The following is a 22546-nucleotide window of genomic DNA, read 5'->3' as shown; positions in this document are numbered from 1 at the left end:
CTTCAGGGGTGTTGACGGTGCCGGCCTCGGCTCGGGTGTCGTGCTCGCGCATCCACGTTATGCAGACCTGCCGCCCGCGAACTGTCCGGCATTGCGCCGGACCGGACGGTGGCCGGACCTCTGATCAGCGTCTCCGACGAACACCCCCGGGCCCGGTGACACCACCCCCCAGGTCATTCCTTCGACAGGGGGACACAGTCATGCCGAGCCCGGAGGCCAGCGGCTCCGTTGCGGAACCACAGAAAACATAACGGGGGCGGCGGGACCTCGAATCCGCCTCCGCAGACTGATTCGCAGGACGCACGGCGCCCCGGGGTGTTGTTGCCGTGGCTCTCGGCGTACGCTGGCTGGCGCCATGCCGTACGAAGCACCCACGCACACCGTCGAGCGCTCACTTCGCGCTACCACCGGTGCCAGGACCGTCGCCGGTGTCGATGAGGTCGGACGCGGAGCGTGGGCCGGCCCCGTCACCGTGTGCGCGGCGGTCACCGGTCTGCGCCGACCGCCCGAAGGCCTCACCGATTCCAAGCTGTTGACCCCCCGGCGGCGCGCCGAGCTGGCTCCCGTGCTGCGGAGCTGGGTCACCGCCTACGCGCTGGGCGACGCCTCGCCGCGGGAGATCGACGACCTCGGAATGACCGCCGCCCTCCGGCTCGCCGCCGTGCGCGCCCTGGAGGGGCTGCCGGTGCGCCCCGACGCGGTGATACTCGACGGCAAGCACGACTATCTGGGCGTTCCCTGGAAGGTCCGTACCGTGATCAAGGGCGATCAGTCCTGTATCGCGGTCGCGGCTGCCTCGGTGATCGCCAAGGTGCACCGTGACCGGATGATGGCCGAGCTGGGCGCCGCGTCCGAGGACTGCGCCGACTTCGCCTTCGGTGCCAACGCGGGGTATCCCTCGCCCGTGCACCGGGCCGCGCTGGAGGAGCGGGGGCCCACGGCCCATCACCGCCTCTCCTGGGCGTATCTGGACGCGCTGCCCCGGTGGCAGCACCTGAAGAAGGTCCGTTTTTCCGCCGAGGCGGCCGCACTCGAAAGCGGGGGCCAGCTCGGCTTCGAATTCTGATCGCGCACACGCGCCCCTCCCACCGACGCCGACGACATCGGCGTTCGCCACAGACCACCTTCATGCCTCTGATCTCCGAGGAGCCTCAGATTCCCGAGAGCGCCCAGGGTCCCCGCGTCACTCCGGCCGCAGGCCGCACCGCGCCGACCCCCCGTCCCGTACCCGGTCCGCGTTCCGCGGCCACCCCGCGTCCCGGCCGTCCGGGTCCCGGCCCCGCGCGCCCCGCGCCCCCGGCGCAGCGCGCCCAGCCCGCCCCCGCGGCACCCCCCGCTCCGGCGCCGGCCCCCGCCCGTCCGGAGCCGACGGAGAATCGTTCCGCGCCGCAGGTCCAGCTGATCCCGGCCCCGGCGGCCGGAGCACTCGACGCGGCCGAGGAAGCAGTCGACCTGCTGCTGGAGTCCGGTCGCGCACCGGGCGACATCCTGGTGCTCACCACCGGCGAACAGCACCCGTGGGCCGCCCACGAGCTGTCCTTCGGCGAAGCCGCGTACTGGGCCCAGCACGACGCGGGCGACGACGTCTTCTTCGCCGACATCTCCGCGGCGGACCGGGCCACGTCCCGGCCCGTGGTCGTCGTCGCCGTCAACGACGACGCGGACCCGGCCGTGGCCCGTACCCTGCCCGTCGCGCGTGACCGCGCCGCCGCGCTGCTGATCGTCTGCGGAGACCCGCAGACGGTCAACTCCGCACTCGGCGCCGGGGTCTGAACACACCCACCGGTGCTCCCGGCCACCCCCACGGGCGGGCGGGAGCACCACCGCCGGTCGCCCGGCCACGGGCACCGGCCGGTGCCCGCCCGGCAGGTGCGCCGTGCTCGCTCAGCGGGCGGCGGTGTGCCGCAGCGCCTCCGCCGCTCCGCCGCCCGACCGCGTCGGCGTGGTCCGGTGCTCGACGAGGGCGTCGGCCAGGAGCGCCGGCTCCGACAGCGAACTGGGCCGCCGCCCGCCCCTTCCCTCGCCGAGCACCTGCCAGCCCCCGCGGGTGAGCGTGATGTAGGCGCCGCAGCGGAGGCCGTGCAGGGTGCAGGCGTCCCGCAGGCCCCACATCCACGCACCGTCCTCCTCGGTCCAGCGCTCGTCGCCGTCGCGGCAGTACAGGAGCACGGCCGTACGGACCGGAGTGCGGCGTCGCAGATCGTGCGGGATGACGCGCCGCAGCTGTGCCAGCAGGGCGTTGCGGAACTCCCAGCCGTCCGCGGCCACCGTCGACCGGCGGGCGAACGAGGCGCTCGCCGTGAGCCGTTCCTCATGATCGAGGACCGCGACCACGGCGGTGGCCGGAGTCGGCCGGTGCCGGGAATGCAGCCCGCTGACGACCTCCCGGGGACTCCGGAGCAGGGGTATGCCCGCCGAGGCCCACTCCGCTGGTTCGAGCATCCGGGCAAGGCGGTTGTCGGAGTCTGCGGAAACCGAGGACGCCGCTGTCGAAGTGACTGTGGACGGGGCGAATCCGAAGGTCACGGTCCTCCCTTCGCTACGCGCCCACGGTGCGGGCAGGGTCGAATGAGGGCGCGCCGCGGCACAGCCCTTCCGGGCCCGATGAGGAACTGTGCGGGGGCGGCTCCAATTCTCCCTGGCCTACCGGCAGGCGGCAACGAGCAATTGCTGTGGCTGACGGGAATCAGCCGGAATGACACTGATATCCCTGCCCATACCCGCCCGGGATGACTCCCTCCGTCCCCCCTGAATCGCGAGGACCAGCAGAAACACCGTCGTCGCGGTGGATGGATTCGCTGATTGTCAGTCCCATCGGGTTGCATGGAGGCATGGACACCCTGGAGCTCCGCACCGAAGCCGACGCCATCCTCGCTGAGCTGGTCGGTGCGCCCGGAGGGTCGGCGCGGCTGCGGGAGGATCAGTGGCAGGCGGTGGCGGCCCTGGTGGAGGAGCGCCGTCGCGCGCTGGTGGTCCAGCGCACGGGGTGGGGCAAGTCCGCGGTGTATTTCGTGGCCACCGCGCTGCTGCGGCGGCGCGGAGCCGGACCGACAGTGATCATCTCGCCGCTCTTGGCGTTGATGCGCAACCAGGTCGAGTCGGCGGCGCGGGCAGGCATCCAGGCACGCACCATCAACTCGGCCAACCCCGAGGAATGGGAGACGATCTACGGGGAGGTGGAGCGCGGCGAGACCGACGTGCTCCTGGTGAGCCCGGAGCGCCTCAACTCCGTGGACTTCCGTGATCAGGTGCTGCCCAGGCTCGCGGCGACGACCGGCCTGCTGGTGGTCGACGAGGCGCACTGCATTTCCGACTGGGGCCATGATTTCCGGCCCGACTACCGTCGCCTGCGCACGATGCTCGCGGAGCTGCCGGCGGGAGTGCCGGTGCTCGCCACCACCGCCACGGCGAACGCGCGGGTGACCGCGGACGTGGCGGAGCAATTGGGCACCGGGGGCGGGGACGCGTTGGTGCTGCGGGGGCCGCTGGACCGCGAGAGCCTGCGGCTGGGCGTGCTGGAGCTGCCGAACGCGGCGCACCGGCTCGCGTGGCTGGGGGAGCGGCTGGGGGATCTGCAGGGTTCGGGGATCATCTACACGCTGACGGTGGCGGCGGCGGAGGAGGTCGCCGCGTTCCTGCGGCAGCGCGGATATCCGGTGGCCTCGTACACGGGGAAGACGGAGAACGCGGACCGGTTGCGGGCGGAGGAGGATCTGCAGGCGAACCGGGTGAAGGCCCTGGTGGCGACCTCCGCACTGGGGATGGGTTTCGACAAGCCGGACCTCGGCTTCGTGGTGCACCTCGGATCACCCTCGTCGCCGATCGCGTACTACCAGCAGGTGGGGCGTGCCGGGCGCGGCGTGGACCATGCCGATGTCCTGCTGCTTCCGGGCAGGGAGGACGAGGCGATCTGGGCGTATTTCGCTTCGGTGGGCTTCCCGCCCGAGGAGCAGGTGCGGCGCACCCTGGACGTGCTGGGGCAGGCGGGCCGTCCGTTGTCGCTGCCGGCGCTGGAGCCGTTGGTGGATCTTCGGCGCTCGCGCCTGGAGACGATGCTGAAGGTCCTGGACGTGGACGGTGCGGTCAAGCGCGTGAAGGGCGGCTGGACCGCGACGGGACAGCCGTGGGCGTACGACGCGGAGCGGTACGCGTGGGTCGCGAAGCAGCGGGCGGCGGAGCAGCAGGCGATGCGGGACTACGTGGCGACCACGGGGTGCCGCATGGAGTTCCTGCAGCGGCAGCTCGACGACGAGAAGGCGGTGCCGTGCGGCCGCTGCGACAACTGCGCCGGCCCCTGGCTGGACCCGGCCGTCTCCTCCTCGGCCCTCTCGGCGGCGACCGGTGAGCTGGACCGGCCGGGCGTCGAGGTCGAGCCCCGCAAGATGTGGCCGACGGGCCTGGCCTCGGTAGGCATGGACCTGAAGGGCCGAATTCCCGCGGGGCAGCAGGCGATGACGGGACGTGCGCTGGGAAGGCTGTCCGACATCGGCTGGGGCAACCGGCTGCGCCCGCTCCTGTCGGCGCAGGCGGCGGACGGGCCGGTCCCTGACGACGTACTGAACGCCGTGGTGGCGGTGCTGGCGGACTGGGCCCGCTCGCCGGGCGGCTGGGCGGGCGGATCTCCCGACGCGGTGCCGCGCCCCGTGGGGGTGGTCGTCGTGCCGTCACGCACTCGCCCCCAACTGGTCACGTCCCTGGGCGAGGGCGTGGCCCGGGTCGGGAGGCTCCCGTTCCTGGGCAGCCTGGCCTACACCCCGCATGCCGACGAGCACGCCGCGCACCGCAGCAATTCCGCCCAGCGGCTGCGTGCCCTGGCCGACTCGTTCACGGTGCCCGACGAACTCGCCGCCGCGCTGGCCGAAGCCCATGGCCCGGTTCTGCTCGTCGACGACTCCACGGACTCCGGCTGGACCCTCGCCGTGGGCGCGCGCCTGCTCCGTCAGGCCGGTGCCGGTCAGGTGCTCCCGCTGGTCCTGGCCGTGGCGGGATAGCCGAGCCCAGGTCGCTCTACCGTCGCCGGCCCCCGGAGCGAGCTCGAAAGGTGAACGCGCAGGAGTCCTGCCACTGCTGGAGCGGCCAGCTCCGGAATCCAGTGCCCGACTCCGGCCAGGCCGCGGCCGGCGTCCAGGCGACCGCGGCTCCCCAGTCGTGCCCGACGACGTGCGCCTTGCCGCCGCGGGGTGCGGTTGCCTCGATGAGGGCGACGACGTCCTCGGTGAGCTGGGACATGCGGTAGGAGATCCTGCCGCGCGGCCGGGCCCGGGGCGAGTACCCCCGCTGGTCGGGTGCCAGAGTGCGGTATCCCGATGCGTGCAGCAGCACGACGCCCTCCCCGGCGAGCGGTCCCTGGCAGCGGCGAACTACGGCAGGTCGAAACCGAGTTGATCCGGCCCGGGTGTGCTCGCCTCCAGGGTCGAGAGGCGCGAACCGGACCGAGCACAGCACGATAGTGCGCCCCGAGCAACGGGAGCGACCCCTGTGGATAACGTTATCCACAGGGGTCGCGGGGCGGGGCGGACTGAGGGACCGTCAAGGCATGAACAAGCACCATGAATCCACCGGCCCGGCCGCGGAGCAGCAGATCACCCTGCGCGGCCCCGCCGAGCTCGCCGACGCCCTCCCGTATCTGATGGGCTTCTATCCCAACGACAGCGTCGTGATGGTCGCCCTGCACGGCGGCCAGGGCCGGTTCGGCGGCCGGCTCCGTCTCGGAATTCCGCAGTCGCCCGGCGAATGGGGACCGGTCGCCGACCAGTTGGCGGATTGCCTGGTATCGGGGAGCGAGCGCCGCGAAGGACGACCCGACGCGATCGTGATCTTCCTCTGCCAGGACTCTCCGGACGGGTCGGGCGGCAGGCTCACGATGGAGCGGCTCAGGCCTTTCGCGCAACGCCTGCGCACGGCGTGCGGAGCACTCGACGTTCCCGTCCTCGAAGCGCTCTGCATCTCCGACGGCCGCTACTGGTCCTACTGCTGCCCCGACCCCCGGTGCTGTCCCGACCAGGGAAATCCCCTGGCCATGCCCGGCACCACGGTGATGGCCGCGGCGGCCGCCTACGCGGGCGTCCATGTGCGGGGCACGCTGCGCGACATGGAGGCGCGGCTCCGGCCCTGGCGGACCCCGGCAGCCGTGGCCGCGCAGGAGGAGGCCCTGGACAGGGCGGGGCCCGCGCTGATCCCGCGGCTCCTCGACGAGCGGGCCCGGGGGGAGGTCGCCGCGGAGACCCTCCGGCTGGCGCGCACCCTCATGGACCGCATCGAGGAGACGCAGCCCGCACCGCCCGCGCTCTCGGACGCCGGGGACGACCAGTTGATCGGCTCCGACGAGGCCGCGGCCGTCATCCTCGGGCTCCAGGACCGGGAGACCCGGGACAAGGCCGCGGCCTGGATGGAGGGGGCGGAAGCGCAAGCGGCCCTGCGGCTCTGGCGGACGCTGGCACGGCGTTGCGTCGGACCCTACGGGGAGCACGCCGCCGCCCCGCTCACCCTGGCGGGCTGGGTCTCCTGGTCCACGGGCGACGAACCGGGCGCGCGGGTCGCCCTGACGCTGGCGCTGCGCGCCGATCCCGGCTACACGTTCGCCCAGCTGCTGCACCGGGCCTGCAACGAAGGGCTCGACCCGGAGGCCCTGCGCCGTTGCCTGCGCGAGGCCGCGGACGGGGCGAGCCCCGACACCCGGGCCGTGCGGGGGGTGATGGAGACCGCCGCCGACCGGGGCGCCACCTCGCTGCGCGTCCGCAAGGTCCGCCCGCTGCCGGACGGGGGCCGGCGGCGGGGGCGCCCTCACCGGCGCCCGGGTGTGGGGCGGGTGAAGCCGTCACCCGCTTCGGCCCGTCCCCGGGCCTCGGTGGCCGGGCGGCGGTCGCACGAGGCCCGGCAGTACGGGCGACGCGGCAGCAGGACGCGGAGGTGACCCGGGTGCGAGCCGGGAAACCGCCGGGGCAAGTCCGTCCCGGCCTGCGGGCCGGCCGTCCGGCCCGGTCCGCCGGCCGTCGGGGTCCGGGCCACCGCCCGACTGATCGCCACGCATCCGAAATCGTGACGCCCCGACTGATCACGAGCATGCCGAAGGGAGTGTTTATCGTCAGGAAGACGACTATGATCGCGGCATGCCGCCCTACGACCCGTCGACCTTCCCGCCCTTCGCTGTCACCGTCGACCTGGTCGTGCTCACGGTGCGCCGTCACGCGCTCTGCGCGTTGGTCGTCCGCCGTGGAGAGACTCCGTTCCAGGGCAGCTGGGCGCTGCCCGGTGGTTTCGTCAGGATGGACGAGGACCTGGGGTCCGCGGCGGCGCGTGAACTCGTCGAGGAAACCGGCCTCTGCGCGCACGACCCGGCGAGACCGGCCGCGGGCAACGGGGCCCATCTGGAGCAGTTGGCCACGTACGGGGATCCGGCCCGCGACCCCCGGATGCGGGTGGTCAGCGTCGCCCACCTCGCCCTCGCGCCGGACCTGCCCGCACCCCGGGCGGGCGGCGATGCCAACAGCGCGCGCTGGGCGCCGGTCGAGGACCTGCTGCATCCCGCCGCCGGACGGGAGGGCGAGCAGGCGGCGCCGCTGGCCTTCGACCATGCGCGGATCCTGGCCGACGGCGTGGAGCGCGCCCGCTCCAAGATCGAGTACTCCTCGCTGGCCACCGCGTTCTGTCCGCCGGAATTCACGGTCGGCGAGCTGCGCCGGGTGTACGAAGCGGTCTGGGGTGTGGTCCTCGACCCCCGTAACTTCCACCGCAAGGTCACCGGAACACCCGGATTCCTGGTGCCTTCCGGTGGGACGACCACGCGTCAGGGAGGTCGGCCCGCGCAGTTGTTCCGGGCCGGGGCGGCCACGGTGCTCAATCCGCCGATGCTGCGACCCGAGGTCTGAGCCACCGGGCGTTCCGCTGCGACGGCCTCGCGGAACGCCTGTCGGCCCACCCCTGCGCCAAAAGTCTGAAATGTCGCGTTATGTTGCTGCGGTACCCCCTGCCGCCGAGCGGTCTCACCTTCCGCGAGAGACGCGAGAGAAGCGATGCTCCAGGCCATCGGACTCACCAGCACCCCACGTCGCGACGCTCCGCCCGCCGTGAACGATCTGACCTTCGAGGCTCCCCCCGGCCGTGTCACGGCCCTGCTGGGCGCCCCCCGCTCGGGCAGGACCACGGCCCTGCGGCTGATGCTCGAACTGGACGCGGGGCGAGGCGTCGCCTACTTCCGGGGGAGGCCGCTGCACCGCATCGCCCACCCGGCACGGGAGGTGGGCGTACTGCTCGGCGACGTACCGGGTCATCCCGCCCGGACCGCCCGAGGACAGCTCCGTATGCTCTGCGCGGCCGCGGGCGCGCCCGCGGCCAGGGCCGACGAGGTGCTCGAGGTCGTCGGTCTCGCCGGGCTCGGGGACCAGCGCCTGGGCGCCCTCTCGGTGGGGATGGACCGGCGGCTCGGCCTCGCCTCCGCGCTGCTCGGGGACCCCCACACCCTGATCCTGGACGAGCCGGCGGAGGGGCTGTCCCCGCGGGAGAACAGTTGGCTGTACGGGCTGTTGCGCGCGCACGCGGACCAGGGCGGCACGGTCCTCTACACCACCGGCGACCCCAAGGAGGCGGCCCGCACGGCCGACCGCGTCGTCACCATCGGCGGCGGGCGTCTCGTCGCGGACCAGGACGTCTCCGACTTCGCCCGCACCCGGCTCCGGGCCCGGGTCGCCGTCCGCACCCCGCACGCGGCCAGGCTGGCCGCCGTGGTCAGCCGGGAGGCCCGCGCGGCGCGGCGCTCCGTCGAGGTGGTCGAGGAGTCGAGCGGCCGGCTGACGGTGTACGGCAGCAGTTGCGCGGAGATCGGCGACACCGCGTACCGGCACGGCGTCCCCGTGCACCGGCTCGCCGACGAGATCGGCGACACCGGGCCGGCCACCCCGGCGGGGGCCGGGAGCGAGGAACGGGGCGACTCGACCGTCGCGCTGTCCGAGCTGCCGCCCCCGATCCGGGTGCGCCCCGCGCGCGGCCCCCTGCACCCCCTCCGGTACGAACTGCGACGCTCCCTGGGCGTCCGTACAACGGCCATGATCATGGCGGCCGTTCTGGTGGTGTCGGCCGCGGTGTCCGTCCTGCTCGCCCGCACGGACGGCACCGCGCTGCCCCGTGTGCTCGCCGCGTGGCCCGCTCTGCTGCCGCTCCCTCCCGCCGCGCTCGGCGCGGGTCTGCTCGGGGCGTTGTCCTTCGGGGACGAGTTCCGGTATCCGGCACTCGCCGCCGCGCGCGGCACCGTGCCCCGGCGGCTCGGTCTGCTGCTGGCCAAGCTCACCGTGACCGCGAGCTTCGCTCTGCTGCTCGCGGGCCTCGCCGTGGTGTGCGGAGCGCAGAGTCTCCGGCTCGTGTACGGGCCGGACTTGATCGAGATCCCCTCGAACGCCGTCGCGCTCGGCGCGAGTTGGGCCGGTCTGACGGTCGGCTGCGCCTGGGCGGGGCTGTTGGCCGCCGGTGTCTTCCGGGTGGCCGGGGCGGGGATCGCCGCGGTGCTGGCCGTTCCGGTACTCGTCGTTCCGCTGGTGCAGAAGCTCTTCGCGGCGCCGTCCGCGCGTTCGGTCGCCGGGCTCCCGGGCCGACTGCGCGAACTGGCCGGGTGGCAGCTGCCGCAGCAGGCGGACCACTGGGTCCTGGCCGTCGCGCGGGTGGTGGCGCAGCCCGTCGGCACCGCACTCGCCCTGTCGTTGTCAGCCCTGATCTGCGCGTATCTGTTCACCAGCCTTCGGGGAAAGGCGCGTTGGTGACCGCCGTCGCCCCGCATCGAGGGCAGAGGTCCACAACTCCCTGAGAAATGACTGATCTGTGGGGATATGGCGTCAATTGCGGAGCGAGCGCCGATCACCCTTTCGTGTGCTTTTCACCAAAGACCTCAAGGGGTGGGCGAGCCGCGCCGACAAAGGATGCGTGAGTACCCTTGCGCACACCATGATGACCGCCGCCCGCACTGCCGATTCCGGCCTGGCCGGCGCGGGCGAACTCGACCGCTACCCCTATACGGAGGCGCCGGCCGGCGAGCGTGCCGCTTCCCGGGCCTGGGGCGGTTCCGATTCCGAGCTGGGGCGGGCGAGCCGACGCGGGTCTGCCAGCCGGGGGCGCGGTCTCCACGGCCAACTCGTCCAGCAGCTCGGCCAGATGATCGTCTCCGGTGACCTCGGCGCGGACCGCCCCCTCGTTCCCGAGGAGATCGGCCAGCGGTTCGAGGTGTCCCGCACCGTCGTACGCGAATCCCTGCGCGTCCTCGAAGCCAAGGGGCTGGTCAGCGCGCGCCCCAATGTGGGTACGAGGGTCCGCCCGGTCAGCGACTGGAACCTGCTGGATCCCGACATCATCGAATGGCGGGCCTTCGGTCCGCAGCGCGACGACCAGCGCCGTGAGCTGGCCGAGCTCCGCTGGACCATCGAACCGCTCGCCGCCCGCCTCGCGGCCGGGCACGGCCGGGACGACCTTCAGCAGCGGCTCGGCGACATGGTGGAGATCATGGGGCACGCGATGGGGCAGGGGGACACGATCACCTTCTCCCGTGCCGACGCGGAGTTCCACGCCCTGCTCATCCAGGCGGCGGGCAATCGGATGCTCGAACACCTTTCCGGCATCGTCTCGGCCGCCCTTCATGTCTCCGGCGGTCCGGTCACCGGCTGTGACCGTCCGGGCGAGACCTCGCTCGCGCACCACGCGCGCATCGCCGACGCCCTCGCCTCCGGTGATTCCGGGGCGGCCGAGACGGCCATGCGCCAACTGCTCGTCGTCCACCCCGACGTCGAGCGTGTGGTTCCCGCGCCGCGCGAGCACTGACCGAAGCGCGGCCGGGGGCGTGGGCCCGGCACCGCCGGCCGCACGGGTCCGGCGGGATAATTGTGGGGGGATGGCACCCTTGGCCCATTTCGTCGCGTATGGGGTGTGACTCGGACCACGCGGATCGGCCGTAACACTCCTCGAAGCAGCGCGATGACTTAAGAGGTGAGCGTCGCGGAAGGAATACAGCAGCCCTCGGGTGCGCTGTGCAGTTCTGAGGCCAAACCCGCGCCGTCGGCGACATCCCCAGTCGACGGTCGTCGGTTCCAGCCCTCTCCAGGGCCGGGCCGGAAGCCGTTTCCATCGTTCCGAGAGGTTGTTCGTGTCGGCCAGCACATCCCGTACGCTCCCGCCGGAGATCGCCGAGTCCGAATCTGTGATGGCGCTCATCGAGCGGGGAAAGGCTGATGGGCAGATCGCCGGCGATGACGTGCGTCGGGCCTTCGAGGCTGACCAGATTCCGCCAACCCAGTGGAAGAACGTTCTGCGCAGCCTCAACCAGATCCTCGAGGAAGAGGGTGTGACGCTGATGGTCAGTGCCGCGGAGTCGCCGAAGCGCGCCCGCAAGAGCGTCGCAGCGAAGAGCCCGGTCAAGCGCACCGCCACCAAGACTGTCGCGGCCAAGACCACCGTGACCAGGACCGTCGCGGCCACGGCCGCCCCGGCGGCCGAGAGTGCGGACGCGGTGGCCGACGACGCCGTCGCGGCCGCTCCCGCCAAGAAGACGGCTGCCAAGAAGACGGCTGCCAAGAAGACCGCCGCGAAGAAGACCGCCGCGAAGAAGACAGCGGCGAAGAAGTCCGGCAAGCAGGACGACGAGATCCTCGACGGCGACGAGGCGGCCGAGGAAGTCAAGGCCGCCAAGGGCGAGGAAGAGGAGGGCGAGGGCGAGAACAAGGGCTTCGTCCTCTCCGACGACGACGAGGACGACGCACCCGCGCAGCAGGTCGCCGTCGCCGGCGCCACCGCCGACCCGGTCAAGGACTACCTGAAGCAGATCGGCAAGGTTCCCCTCCTCAACGCCGAGCAGGAGGTCGAGCTCGCCAAGCGCATCGAGGCCGGCCTCTTCGCCGAGGACAAGCTGGCGAACGCCGACAAGCTCGCGCCGAAGCTCAAGCGCGAGCTGGAGATCATCGCCGAGGACGGCCGACGGGCCAAGAACCACCTTCTGGAGGCCAACCTCCGCCTGGTGGTCTCCCTGGCCAAGCGCTACACCGGTCGCGGCATGCTCTTCCTGGACCTGATCCAGGAGGGCAACCTCGGTCTGATCCGCGCGGTCGAGAAGTTCGACTACACCAAGGGCTACAAGTTCTCCACGTACGCCACCTGGTGGATCCGTCAGGCGATCACCCGCGCGATGGCCGACCAGGCCCGCACCATCCGTATCCCGGTGCACATGGTCGAGGTCATCAACAAGCTCGCGCGCGTGCAGCGCCAGATGCTCCAGGACCTGGGCCGCGAGCCCACCCCGGAGGAGCTGGCCAAGGAACTCGACATGACCCCCGAGAAGGTCATCGAGGTCCAGAAGTACGGTCGTGAGCCGATCTCGCTGCACACCCCGCTCGGTGAGGACGGCGACAGCGAGTTCGGTGACCTGATCGAGGACTCCGAGGCCGTGGTCCCGGCGGACGCGGTCAGCTTCACGCTTCTCCAGGAGCAGCTCCACTCCGTGCTCGACACGCTCTCCGAGCGTGAGGCCGGCGTGGTCTCGATGCGCTTCGGTCTCACCGACGGTCAGCCGAAGACGCTCGACGAGATCGGCAAGGTCTACGGCGTGACGCGTGAGCGCATCCGTCAGATCGAGTCGAAGACGATGTCGAAGCTTCGGCACCCGTCCCGCTCGCAGGTGCTGCGCGACTACCTCGACTAGATCGCGGAAGATTCACCGGCCGAGGGCCCGGAACCCCCAGGGGATCCGGGCCCTCCGGCGTGTCCTCGGGTGCGGACGGTGACCGGCTGGATCACGCTGGGTGGACCGTTACCGCCTCAGCGTCAGGAGCCTCCATGCCCCGTTCCGTCGTCCGTGCCCTGACCGGGGTGCTCGCCCTGACCGCCGCCGCGACCGTGGCGCCCCTCGCCAAGCCCTCCGCGGCGGTCGCGGACAGCATCATCGTCGGCGGACAGCCCGCTCCGGTGGCGGACAGCCCCTGGGCGGTGGCGCTGTCGAGCCGGGACCGGTTCGGAGGGGCGCGCTCGGGACAGTTCTGCGGCGGCGTCGCCGTGGCGCCCACGAAGATCCTGACGGCCGCCCACTGTCTGAGTGACGAGGCGCTCGGTGGGCCGGCGGAGCGGGTGAGGGATCTGCTGGTCATCGCCGGCCGGGAGCGGCTGAGTGACTCCGGCGGCCAGGAGATCCCGGTCCGGTCCATCTGGGTGAACCCGGCGTACGACCCCGCCTCCAACGCCGGCGACCTCGCGGTGCTGACGCTGTCCCGCGCGATGCCGAAGGGCGGCGTCATCCCGACGGCCAAGGGCGGGGACCCCGCCTACCGGGCCGGTACGGCGGCGGCCGTCTACGGGTGGGGCGATACGACGGGGAGCGGCGCGTACGCCTCCGTGCTGCGCTCCGCGCGGGTCCAGGTCCTGCCGGACAGCGACTGCGCGCGGGCCTACCCGGGCGGCCAGGAGGGCACGTACAAGGCCTCGGCGATGCTCTGTGCGGGCGATCCGGCGGGTGGCAGGGATGCGTGCCAGGGCGACAGCGGCGGGCCGCTGGTGGCCCGTGGGCGGCTCATCGGGCTGGTGTCCTGGGGCAGCGGCTGCGGGCGCGCGGGCAGCCCGGGGGTGTACACGCGGGTCTCCGCCGCGCTGGACTGGGCCGAGGGCCGCGTCTGATCCGCGCCGGGACCGAGTGCGGGCGGTGATTCCCCGCGCTGGGTCCGCGCGGGGCCTCGCCGACGAGAACGGGCGGCTCCCCCGGTGGGGAAGCCGCCCGTCGGCCGGTCCTGGACCGGCCCCTGGCTCGTCGTGGATGCGAGGTATCAGTGTTGTTCCTCGTCGGCGGCAGCCGTCTGCACGGCGGTGAGCCGATCCGTTTCATCCTGTATTTCCGCGGCGATCTTCTTGAGTTCCGGCTCGAACTTGCGCCCGTGGTGGGCGCAGAAGAGCAGTTCACCGCCACTGATCAGGACGACACGCAGATATGCCTGGGCGCCGCAACGGTCACAGCGGTCTGCTGCGGTCAGCGGGCTCGCGGGGGTCAGAACAGTAGTCACGTCGCCTCTTCTCTAGCTCGACGAGCTGTCGTACCAGGGTCAACATCCAACCAGGCCGAAAACGTTCCCGCTCGTGGCTTTTCTTCGAAACTTCTTCTCGGTGTGGCTGTCTGTCGCCGGTTGGCGGCGAATGTGCCGTATGCGGAGCGCTACGGTTTCGCATTGCTTGTCTAGGGGTCGGTCCCGCCGGCCGGCTTGCCGGTTTGTTCATGAGGACGTGCCCGGAGCCTAAATGGTTCATGCGCCGAAGGGAACGTGATGTGCACGTCACTCCAACGAATGATCGAACACCCATGCGAGCCCGGAAGAAGCTCGACTAGCATGAGGATTCCCCGAGGGTGGCGTTACAACCGCTCTACCAGGCCTCTGTAGGCTCTCAGCGGCAACCGAAGACCAACCCTGTACCCACGGGGGCCCAGATGAAATTCAGCGAGGAGCGAACCGCGTGACCGCCGAAACGTCCGTGCCGTCCACCGCGATGCTGACCGGAGCAGGCGGCGACCGGGACAGCTCCAACTACACCGCGCGGCACCTTCTCGTCCTCGAAGGTCTTGAGGCGGTCCGCAAGCGGCCCGGCATGTACATCGGGTCCACCGACAGCCGTGGCCTGATGCACTGCCTCTGGGAGATCATCGACAACTCCGTCGACGAAGCCCTCGGCGGCCACTGCGACCAGATCGAGGTCATCCTCCACGACGACGCCTCCGTCGAGGTCCGGGACAACGGCCGTGGCATCCCGGTCGACGTCGAGCCCAAGACGGGTCTCTCCGGCATCGAGGTCGTCATGACCAAGCTGCACGCCGGAGGGAAGTTCGGCGGCGGCTCCTACGCCGCCTCGGGCGGCCTCCACGGCGTCGGCGCCTCCGTGGTCAACGCCCTCTCCGCCCGCCTGGACGTCGAGGTCGACCGCAACAGCGCGACCCACTCCATCAGCTTCCGGCGCGGTGTCCCCGGCATGTTCACCGAACAGGGGCCGGACAGCCCGTTCGACCCGGCCAACGGCCTGCGCAAGGGCAAGCGCGTCCCCAAGACCCGTACCGGTACCCGGGTGCGGTACTGGGCGGACCGCCAGATCTTCCTCAAGGACGCCAAGCTCAACCTGGACACGCTCTACCAGCGCGCCCGCCAGACGGCCTTCCTCGTCCCCGGCCTGACGATCATCGTCCGCGACGAGCGGGGGCTGGACGGCGAGGGCAAGACCGAGGAGACGTTCCGCTTCGACGGCGGCATCAGCGAGTTCTGCGAGTACCTGGCCCAGGACAAGGCCGTCTGCGACGTCCAGCGCCTCAGCGGCACCGGCACCTTCAAGGAGACCGTGCCCGTCCTCGACGACCGCGGCCACATGACCGCCACCGAGGTCACCCGTGAGCTGGCCGTCGACATCGCGCTGCGCTGGGGCACCGGCTACGACACGACCGTACGGTCGTTCGTGAACATCATCGCCACCCCCAAGGGCGGCACCCACGTCAGCGGGTTCGAGCGCTCCCTGACCAAGACCGTGAACGAGGCGCTGCGCTCCGCCAAGATGCTGCGGGTCGCCGAGGACGACGTCGTCAAGGACGACGCCCTCGAAGGGCTCACCGCCGTCGTCACCGTACGGCTCGCCGAGCCGCAGTTCGAGGGGCAGACCAAGGAGGTGCTCGGCACCTCCGCGGCCAACCGGATCGTGGCCGGCGTGGTCGCCAAGGAGCTCAAGGCCTTCCTGACCTCGACGAAGCGGGACGCCAAGGCCCAGGCCAGGGCGGTGCTGGAGAAGGCCGTCGCCGCCGCCCGCACCCGGATCGCCGCCCGGCAGCACAAGGACGCCCAGCGCCGCAAGACGGCCCTGGAGTCCTCCTCGCTGCCCGCCAAGCTCGCCGACTGCCGCAGCGACGACGTCGAGCGCAGCGAACTGTTCATCGTCGAGGGGGACTCGGCGCTCGGCACCGCCAAACTGGCCCGGAACAGTGAGTTCCAGGCGCTGCTGCCGATCCGCGGAAAAATCCTCAACGTACAGAAGTCGTCCGTCTCGGACATGCTGAAGAACGCCGAGTGCGGGGCGATCATCCAGGTCATAGGAGCCGGCTCCGGGCGGACCTTCGACATCGACGCCGCGCGGTACGGGAAGATCGTCCTGCTGGTGGACGCCGACGTCGACGGCGCCCACATCCGCTGCCTGCTGCTGACCCTCTTCCAGCGCTACATGCGCCCGATGGTCGAGGCGGGGCGGGTCTTCGCCGCGGTCCCGCCGCTGCACCGGATCGAGCTGGTCCAGCCCAAGAAGGGCCAGGACAAGTACGTCTACACCTACTCCGACAGCGAGCTGCGCCAGACCCTCCTGGAGTTCCAGCGCAAGAACGTCCGGATCAAGGAATCGATCCAGCGCTACAAGGGCCTGGGCGAGATGGACGCCGATCAGCTGGCGGAGACGACGATGGACCCGCGCCACCGCACGTTGCGGCGCATCAACATCGGCGACCTGGAATCCTCCGAGCAGGTCTTCGACCTCCTGATGGGCAACGAGGTCGCGCCCCGCAAGGAGTTCATCACCAGCTCCGCGGCCACCCTGGACCGCTCGCGCATCGACGCCTGACCCCCGGCCCCTGGCGCCCGCGTCGGCCCCCGCTCCCGTACCGCCGGAGCGGGGGCCGCGTGCGTTTCCGAAGTCCCGGGCCCGGGTCCCCGCGTTCGCGCAGCCGTACGGGACTTCTGTCACCTGAAGGGGTGAAGCCGGGCGAATGGCGCGCCCGGGATCCTCTCGAACCGCCCATGGTTGGCCATGCGGCCGAAAAGGTCCGTGGATCAGGGGAGTTGTGCGGTGGAGAGGGACGAAGGGCCGGAGGCCGCGGGGGTGCGGCTCGACGACCCGTGGGACGACGCGCCGGTCTTTGACCGGTGCGGCCGGGACGGGACGGCAGGCGTCCCGGAGCTCGACGCGCCCGCCGCGGCGGACCCGGGCCCCGGGCCCAGCGCGGCCGACATCTATCTGGAGGTGCACCGCAGCGCCGCCTTCCGCGAGGTGCGCCGCCGCTACCGCCGCTTCGTGGCTCCCGCCGCCCTCGCCTTCCTGCTCTGGTATCTCGCCTACGTCGTCGCCGCGACCACCGCGCCCGAGCTGATGGCCCGTCAGGTCGCCGGAGCGGTCAACGTCGCGATGGTGGCGGGTCTCGGCCAGTTCCTCACGACGTTCCTGCTCACCTGGGCGTACGCACGGCACTCGCGGCTGCGCAGGGACCGGGCGGCGCTCGATCTGCGCTGGGACACCCAGGAGATGACCCGGGGCCTCGGCCGGGAGATGACGCGGGGCCTCGGCCAGGAGACGGCGAGAGGGCTCGGACGTTGAGGGGCGACCACCAGACTCTCGCCCTGCTGCTGTTCAGCGCGTTCATCGCGGTGACGCTCTTCATCACCACCTGGGTCGGCCGCAACCGGCAGGGCTCCGCCGAGGAGTTCTACGCCGGCGGGCGTCTGTTCTCGCCCATGGAGAACGGTTTCGCCCTCGCCGGCGACTACATGTCGGCGGCCTCCTTCCTCGGGATCTCCGGGCTGATCGCCCTCTTCGGCTACGACGGCATGCTCTACTCGGTGGGCTTCCTCGTCGCGTGGCTGGTCGTCCTGCTGTTCGTCGCCGAACTCGTCCGGAACTGCGGCCGGTTCACCCTGGCCGACGTGGTCGCGGCGCGGATGGCGGAGCGCCCGGTGCGTACCGCCGTCGGCACCTCGTCCGTCACGGTCTCCGTGCTCTATCTGGTCGCCCAGATGGTCGGCGCGGGCAGCCTCGTGGCCTTGCTGCTCGGCGGGACGAGCGACGCGGCCCGGTCCTGGACGGTGGTCGGGGTCGGCGCGCTCATGGTGATCTACGTGTCGTTCGGCGGCATGCGCGCCACCACCTGGATCCAGATCGTCAAGGCCGTCCTGCTGATGGCCGGGGCCGTCGCGCTCACAGTGCTCGTCCTGGTCCACTTCCACGGGAACGTCGACAACCTGCTCACCACCGCGGCCGAACGCAGCGGCCACGGCGAGGACTTCCTCGCGCCCGGCCTCCGCTACGGCGGGGATCTCACCTCGCGCCTCGACTTCATCAGCCTGGGTGTCGCCCTGGTTCTCGGCACGGCGGGGCTGCCGCACATCCTGTCGCGCTTCTACACGGTGCCCACCGCCCGCGCCGCGCGCCGCTCCGTCGTCTGGTCCATCGGCCTGATCGGCGGCTTCTACCTGATGACGATCGTGCTCGGGTTCGGTGCCGCCGCCCTCGTCGGCTCCGCCGAGGTCCGCGCCTCGAACGCGGCGGGCAACACCGCGGTCCCGCTGCTGGCGCTGCACCTCGGTGGCGGTGAGGGGTCCACCGGCGGAACGATTCTCTTCGCCGTGGTCGCCGCCATCGCCTTCGCCACCATCCTGGCCGTCGTCGCGGGCATCACGCTCGCCTCGTCCGCGTCCGTCGCCCACGACCTCTACGCCTCGCTCCGCCGCCCCGGGCGCAAGAGATACGGCGAGGTCGCCGTGGCACGTGTCGCCGCCGCGGTAATCGGCGTGGTCGCGATCGGCCTCGGGCTGCTCGCCCAGGACCTCAACGTGGCCTTCCTGGTGGGCCTGGCCTTCGCGGTGGCCGCGTCGGCGAACCTCCCGGCCCTGCTCTACTCCCTGTTCTGGCGTGGCTTCACGACCAGGGGCGCGGTCTGGGCCGTGTACGGCGGCCTGGTCCCGGCGGTCGTCCTGGTGCTGGTCTCACCCGTCGTCTCGGGCAGCCCCACGTCCCTCTTCCCCGGCGTGGACTTCCAGCTCTTCCCGCTGGAGAACCCGGGCCTGGTCTCCATCCCGCTCGGCTTCCTGGCCGGCTGGATCGGTACGGTCGCCTCGCCCGAGCCGCCCGACGAGGCCAAGCACGCCGAGGCCGAGGTCCGGGCGCTGACGGGGGCCGGGGCGGCGTAGGGGGCCTGTGCAGGGCGTGCGAGGGTGCCCCGGGCAGCTCAGCCGGCGGACCAGGCGTACCGGTGCTCCGGGCGGCCCGTCTCCCCGTAGCGCAGCGTCAGCCGGACCTTGCCGGTGCGTTCCAGCAGCTTCAGATAGCGCTGGGCCGTCTGGCGGCTCATCCCCGCGCTGTCCGCGATCTCCTGGGCGGAGAGCGGGCCGTCGGCTCCGCGCAGGGCCCCTCGGACGAGCTCGGCCGTGGTGGGGGAGTGGCCCTTGGGGAGGGCCGGTTCGTCCGCCGCCCACAGCGCGCCGAAGAGCCGGTCCACCTGTGCCTGCTCGGCCTCCCCGCCCCCGTCGAGCGCCCGGCGCAGCGCCGCGTACGCCTCCAGTTTCGAGCGCAGGCCCGCATACGTGAACGGCTTCACCAGGTACTGGAGCGCGCCGTGCCGCATCGCGTCCTGCACGGTCGCGACGTCCCGGGCGGCCGTCACCATGATCACGTCGACCTGACGGCCCAGCCGGCGCAGTTCCCGTACGACGGCGAGGCCGTTGCGGTCCGGCAGATAGTGGTCCAGCAGGATCAGGTCCACCGGGACCTTCTCGACCGCCTCCAGCGCCGCGGCCGCCGAGTGGGCCTGCGCGACCACATGGAAGCCGGGGACCTTGGCGACGTACGCCGCGTTGATCTGCGCCACCCGGACGTCGTCGTCCACGATCAGGACCTGGATCACGGCTGCCCTCCCGCGGTGGCCGGACACGTGGCGGACGGCGGACCGTCGGGGGAGGCGGCGGGCTCGGCGGGCACCCCCGGCCCGGGCTCGGCCAGCGCATCCGGCAGGACGACCGTGAACACCGCACCGCCTCCGTCCGCCCCTGACACCGTCACACTGCCTCCCTGACGCTCCGCGAGCCTCCGGACGAGGGCGAGCCCCAGGCCGCGCTTGCCGTGTGCCGGGACCTCCTTGGTGGACCAGCCCTCCGTGAAGATCGACGCGTGCTGCTCCGGGGGGACGCCGGGGCCGCTGTCGCGCACCTCCAGGATCACCGTACGTCCCTCCGTGCGCAGCCCGACCTCGATCCGCGCCCCCTCGGATCCGGCCGCCGCGTCCGTGGCGTTGTCGACCAGGTTGCCCATGACGGTGACCAGGCCCCGGGGATCGACCACCCGGTCCGGCAACAGGGTGCCGGGGGCCAGCCGCAGTGCCACGCCGCGCTCGGCGGCCACCGTCGCCTTGCCCACCAGGAGGGCGGCCAGCAGCGGATCCTGGACCTTCTCGGTGACCTGCTCGGCCGTCGCCCGGTGTACGCCCACCACCTCCGTGACGAACTCCATCGCGTCCTCGTGCATCTCCAGCTCCAGCAGCCCGAGCAGGGTGTGCAGCCGGTTGGCGTGCTCGTGGTCCTGGGCGCGCAGGGCGTCGATCAGCCCTGTGGTGGAGTCGAGCTCGCGGCCCAGGTTCTCCAGCTCGGTCCGGTCGCGCAGGGTCACCACGGCCCCGCCGTCGTCCGTGGGCATCCGGTTGGCCAGCAGCACCCGGCTGCCCCGTACCGCCAGCAGGTCGTCGCCGACCACCCGTCCCGCCAGGACGTCCGCGGTCCTGCCGTCGCCCAGCACCTCCTCCAGCGTCCGGCCCGCCGCCTCGGGGCCCACGCCGAGCAGCCGTTGCGCCTCGTCGTTCAGCAGCCGGACGCGGCCGGCCCCGTCCAGGGCGACGACCCCTTCGCGGATGCCGTGCAGCATGGCCTCGCGCTCCGTCAGCAGCGCGTTGATATCGGAGAACGCCAGGTCATGGGTCTGCCGTTGCAGCCGGCGGGAGATCAGGTACGCGGCGAGCGCACCCACGGCCAGGGCCCCGCCCGCGTACGCGAGCAGTCCCGGGATCGCCCCGAGGAGCCGGGCGCGGACGCTGTCGTAGGAGATGCCCACCGACACCGCGCCGATCACGTCGCCGGACGGGCCGAACAACGGCACCTTGCCCCGCGCCGAGCGGCCGAGGGTGCCGCTGTCGATCTCCATCACCTCGCGGCCGCGCAGCGCCTCGCCGGGGTCGGTGGAGACGATCGCGCCGATCCGGTGGGTGTCGGGGTGCGACCAGCGCACCCCGCGCTGGTTCATGACGACGACGTACTCCGCACCGGTCGCCCGTCTGATCCGCTCGGCAGCCGACTGGACGGGGCCCCGCTCGGAGGGGTCCGTGCTGGTCAGGTCCTTCACGATCCCCGGCTGGGCGGCGGTGCTCTGGGCGATGGCGAGGGCGCGGCGCATCGCCTGGTCGTCCAGCTGGTCGCTGAGGGGGGCCAGGAACAGGCCGGTGACCAGGATGGTCACGCCGGTGATGATGGCCAGCTGCATCAGCAGGACCTGGGAGAAGACCCGCTGGGGCCAGCCGAACCGGCGCGGTCCCCTGCCGGGGGTCGGGGGGGCGTTCATCGTAGAGACGGTAAGGGGCGGGACGCCGGGGCGGAAATTCGGCCGCGTTCCGGACCCGCTGTCCGGGCCTCCGGTGTACGCGCCTCTTGCTTCGCGGCGCTGTCTCTGTGAGCGTTCCTGGAGCGGTTCCGAGGAGTTCGCCGTCAACGCAATCGACTTGCACTTCTTGCGCTAATCTTGCGCACATGACGCGACGACTTGCTCAAGTGGCCCAGAAAGTGGGAGTCAGCGAGGCGACGGTCAGCCGGGTGCTGAACGGCAAGCCGGGCGTTTCCGACGCCACCAGGCAGGCCGTGCTCTCCGCGCTGGACGTCCTCGGGTACGAGCGCCCGACCCAGCTGCGCGGCGAACGGGCCCGGCTGGTCGGCCTTGTCCTGCCCGAGCTGCAGAACCCGATCTTCCCGGCGTTCGCCGAAGTGGTCGGCGGCGCGCTCGCCCAGCAGGGGCTGACGCCGGTGCTCTGCACCCAGACCAAGGGCGGCGTCTCCGAGGCCGACTACGTCGAGCTGCTCCTCCAGCAGCAGGTCTCCGGCGTGGTCTTCGCGGGCGGCCTCTACCACCAGGCCGACGCCCCGCACGACCACTACAAGGTGCTCGCCGACCGCAAGATCCCCGTCGTGCTGATCAACGCGGCCATCGCCCACCTCGGCTTCCCGGGTGTCTCCTGCGACGATTCCGTCGCCGTCGAGCAGGCCTGGCGGCACCTCGTCTCGCTCGGTCACGAGCGCATCGGACTGGTCCTCGGCCCCTCCGACCACGTGCCGTCGCAGCGCAAGCTCGCCGCCGCCCGGGTGCTGGCCGAGGAAGCGGGCACGACCGTGCCCGACGAATGGGTGGCCCGCGCGATGTTCTCGCTGGAGGGCGGGCAGGCCGCCGCGATGCGGCTGCTGGACCGGGGCGTCACCGGCATCATCTGCGCGAGCGACCCGCTCGCGCTGGGCACCGTGCGCGCCGCCCGTCGTCGCGGGCTCTCGGTCCCCGCCGACGTGTCGGTCGTCGGCTACGACGACTCGGCCTTCATGAACTGCACCGAGCCGCCCCTGACCACGGTCCGCCAGCCCATCGAGGCCATGGGGCGCGCGGCCGTGGAGCTGCTCTCGGTGCAGATCGGCGGGCGGACCGTCCCCTCGGACGAGCTGCTCTTCGAGCCGGAGCTGGTGGTGCGCGGATCCACCGCGCAGCCGCCGCGCGGGAATTCCCTCTGATTCGT

Annotated in this window: 18 protein-coding genes; 13 read left to right on the top strand and 5 right to left on the bottom strand. The window is 72.0% G+C overall.

Features of this window, described 5'->3' with window-relative positions; genetic code table 11:
* The first annotated feature begins 355 nt into the window (after positions 1 to 355).
* The gene (locus D581_RS0109960) at positions 356 to 1066 is read left to right on the top strand and encodes a ribonuclease HII (RefSeq protein WP_020679190.1); all 711 of its coding nucleotides are present in this window, start codon (positions 356 to 358) and stop codon (positions 1064 to 1066) included.
* 62 nt (positions 1067 to 1128) lie between these two features.
* Positions 1129 to 1773, top strand: a complete 645-nt coding sequence (locus D581_RS0109955; protein ID WP_018957097.1) for a hypothetical protein — start codon at positions 1129 to 1131, stop codon at positions 1771 to 1773.
* 111 nt (positions 1774 to 1884) lie between these two features.
* Here D581_RS0109955 and D581_RS0109950 read toward each other — a convergent pair whose 3' ends face one another.
* The gene (locus D581_RS0109950; protein WP_026290374.1) at positions 1885 to 2526 is read right to left on the bottom strand and encodes a hypothetical protein; all 642 of its coding nucleotides are present in this window, start codon (positions 2524 to 2526) and stop codon (positions 1885 to 1887) included.
* A 305-nt stretch (positions 2527 to 2831) separates the two neighbouring features.
* Here D581_RS0109950 and D581_RS0109945 point away from each other — a divergent pair, with 305 nt between their 5' ends.
* On the top strand, positions 2832 to 4991 hold the full coding sequence (locus D581_RS0109945) for a RecQ family ATP-dependent DNA helicase (protein WP_018957095.1): 2160 nt from the start codon (positions 2832 to 2834) through the stop codon (positions 4989 to 4991).
* A gap of 16 nt (positions 4992 to 5007) precedes the next feature.
* Here D581_RS0109945 and D581_RS0109940 read toward each other — a convergent pair whose 3' ends face one another.
* Positions 5008 to 5322 carry an alpha/beta fold hydrolase gene (locus tag D581_RS0109940; protein WP_018957094.1) on the bottom strand — a complete coding sequence of 105 codons (315 nt, stop codon included), beginning with the start codon at positions 5320 to 5322 and terminating at the stop codon, positions 5008 to 5010.
* A 214-nt stretch (positions 5323 to 5536) separates the two neighbouring features.
* Here D581_RS0109940 and D581_RS0109935 point away from each other — a divergent pair, with 214 nt between their 5' ends.
* The 6 genes from D581_RS0109935 (at position 5537) to D581_RS0109910 (ending at position 13632) form a co-directional block, all read left to right on the top strand.
* A complete protein-coding gene (locus tag D581_RS0109935) occupies positions 5537 to 6913 on the top strand; it encodes a DUF4192 domain-containing protein (RefSeq protein WP_018957093.1) in 1377 nt (458 codons plus the stop codon).
* Positions 6914 to 7109: 196 nt separating this feature from the next.
* Positions 7110 to 7868 (top strand): NUDIX hydrolase, encoded by a 759-nt coding sequence (locus tag D581_RS0109930; RefSeq protein ID WP_018957092.1) that lies wholly within the window; start codon positions 7110 to 7112, stop codon positions 7866 to 7868.
* 144 nt (positions 7869 to 8012) lie between these two features.
* Positions 8013 to 9749, top strand: a complete 1737-nt coding sequence (locus D581_RS0109925; RefSeq protein WP_018957091.1) for an ATP-binding cassette domain-containing protein — start codon at positions 8013 to 8015, stop codon at positions 9747 to 9749.
* A gap of 181 nt (positions 9750 to 9930) precedes the next feature.
* Positions 9931 to 10797 carry a FadR/GntR family transcriptional regulator gene (locus D581_RS0109920; RefSeq protein WP_018957090.1) on the top strand — a complete coding sequence of 289 codons (867 nt, stop codon included), beginning with the start codon at positions 9931 to 9933 and terminating at the stop codon, positions 10795 to 10797.
* Between the two features lie 322 nt (positions 10798 to 11119).
* Entirely contained in the window at positions 11120 to 12667 is a 1548-nt protein-coding gene (locus tag D581_RS0109915; RefSeq protein ID WP_018957089.1) for an RNA polymerase sigma factor, read from the top strand.
* A gap of 134 nt (positions 12668 to 12801) precedes the next feature.
* Complete coding sequence (locus D581_RS0109910) at positions 12802 to 13632, top strand: serine protease (protein ID WP_018957088.1); 831 nt, start codon at positions 12802 to 12804, stop codon at positions 13630 to 13632.
* Between the two features lie 146 nt (positions 13633 to 13778).
* Here the strand turns inward: D581_RS0109910 and D581_RS0109905 are convergent, their stop codons facing one another.
* On the bottom strand, positions 13779 to 14012 hold the full coding sequence (locus D581_RS0109905) for a DUF7455 domain-containing protein (RefSeq protein WP_018957087.1): 234 nt from the start codon (positions 14010 to 14012) through the stop codon (positions 13779 to 13781).
* A 445-nt stretch (positions 14013 to 14457) separates the two neighbouring features.
* On the opposite strand from D581_RS0109905, the gene D581_RS0109900 reads away from it, so the two are divergent.
* From D581_RS0109900 to D581_RS0109890, 3 genes are all read left to right on the top strand, one after another.
* Entirely contained in the window at positions 14458 to 16584 is a 2127-nt protein-coding gene (locus D581_RS0109900) for a DNA gyrase/topoisomerase IV subunit B (protein ID WP_018957086.1), read from the top strand.
* Positions 16585 to 16842: 258 nt separating this feature from the next.
* Entirely contained in the window at positions 16843 to 17334 is a 492-nt protein-coding gene (locus tag D581_RS01000000137060; protein WP_051114568.1) for a DUF485 domain-containing protein, read from the top strand.
* Positions 17331 to 18923 (top strand): sodium/solute symporter, encoded by a 1593-nt coding sequence (locus D581_RS0109890; protein ID WP_018957084.1) that lies wholly within the window; start codon positions 17331 to 17333, stop codon positions 18921 to 18923. Before D581_RS01000000137060 ends, D581_RS0109890 begins: the two co-directional genes overlap by 4 nt.
* Positions 18924 to 18961: 38 nt before the next feature.
* On the opposite strand, the gene D581_RS0109885 is transcribed toward D581_RS0109890, so the two are convergent.
* Both D581_RS0109885 and D581_RS0109880 read right to left on the bottom strand, forming a co-directional pair.
* On the bottom strand, positions 18962 to 19636 hold the full coding sequence (locus tag D581_RS0109885; protein WP_018957083.1) for a response regulator: 675 nt from the start codon (positions 19634 to 19636) through the stop codon (positions 18962 to 18964).
* Positions 19633 to 21336, bottom strand: a complete 1704-nt coding sequence (locus D581_RS0109880) for a sensor histidine kinase (RefSeq protein ID WP_018957082.1) — start codon at positions 21334 to 21336, stop codon at positions 19633 to 19635. The genes D581_RS0109885 and D581_RS0109880 overlap by 4 nt, the downstream gene beginning before the upstream one ends.
* A gap of 185 nt (positions 21337 to 21521) precedes the next feature.
* Between D581_RS0109880 and D581_RS0109875 the strand changes: the two genes are divergently transcribed.
* Entirely contained in the window at positions 21522 to 22541 is a 1020-nt protein-coding gene (locus tag D581_RS0109875; protein ID WP_032752628.1) for a LacI family DNA-binding transcriptional regulator, read from the top strand.
* Positions 22542 to 22546 lie beyond the last annotated feature (5 nt).

It is taken from the genome of Streptomyces sp. CNB091, from assembly GCF_000377965.1.
Note: the sequence above shows the minus strand (reverse complement) of the source record. Positions and strands in the feature narration are given on the sequence as shown.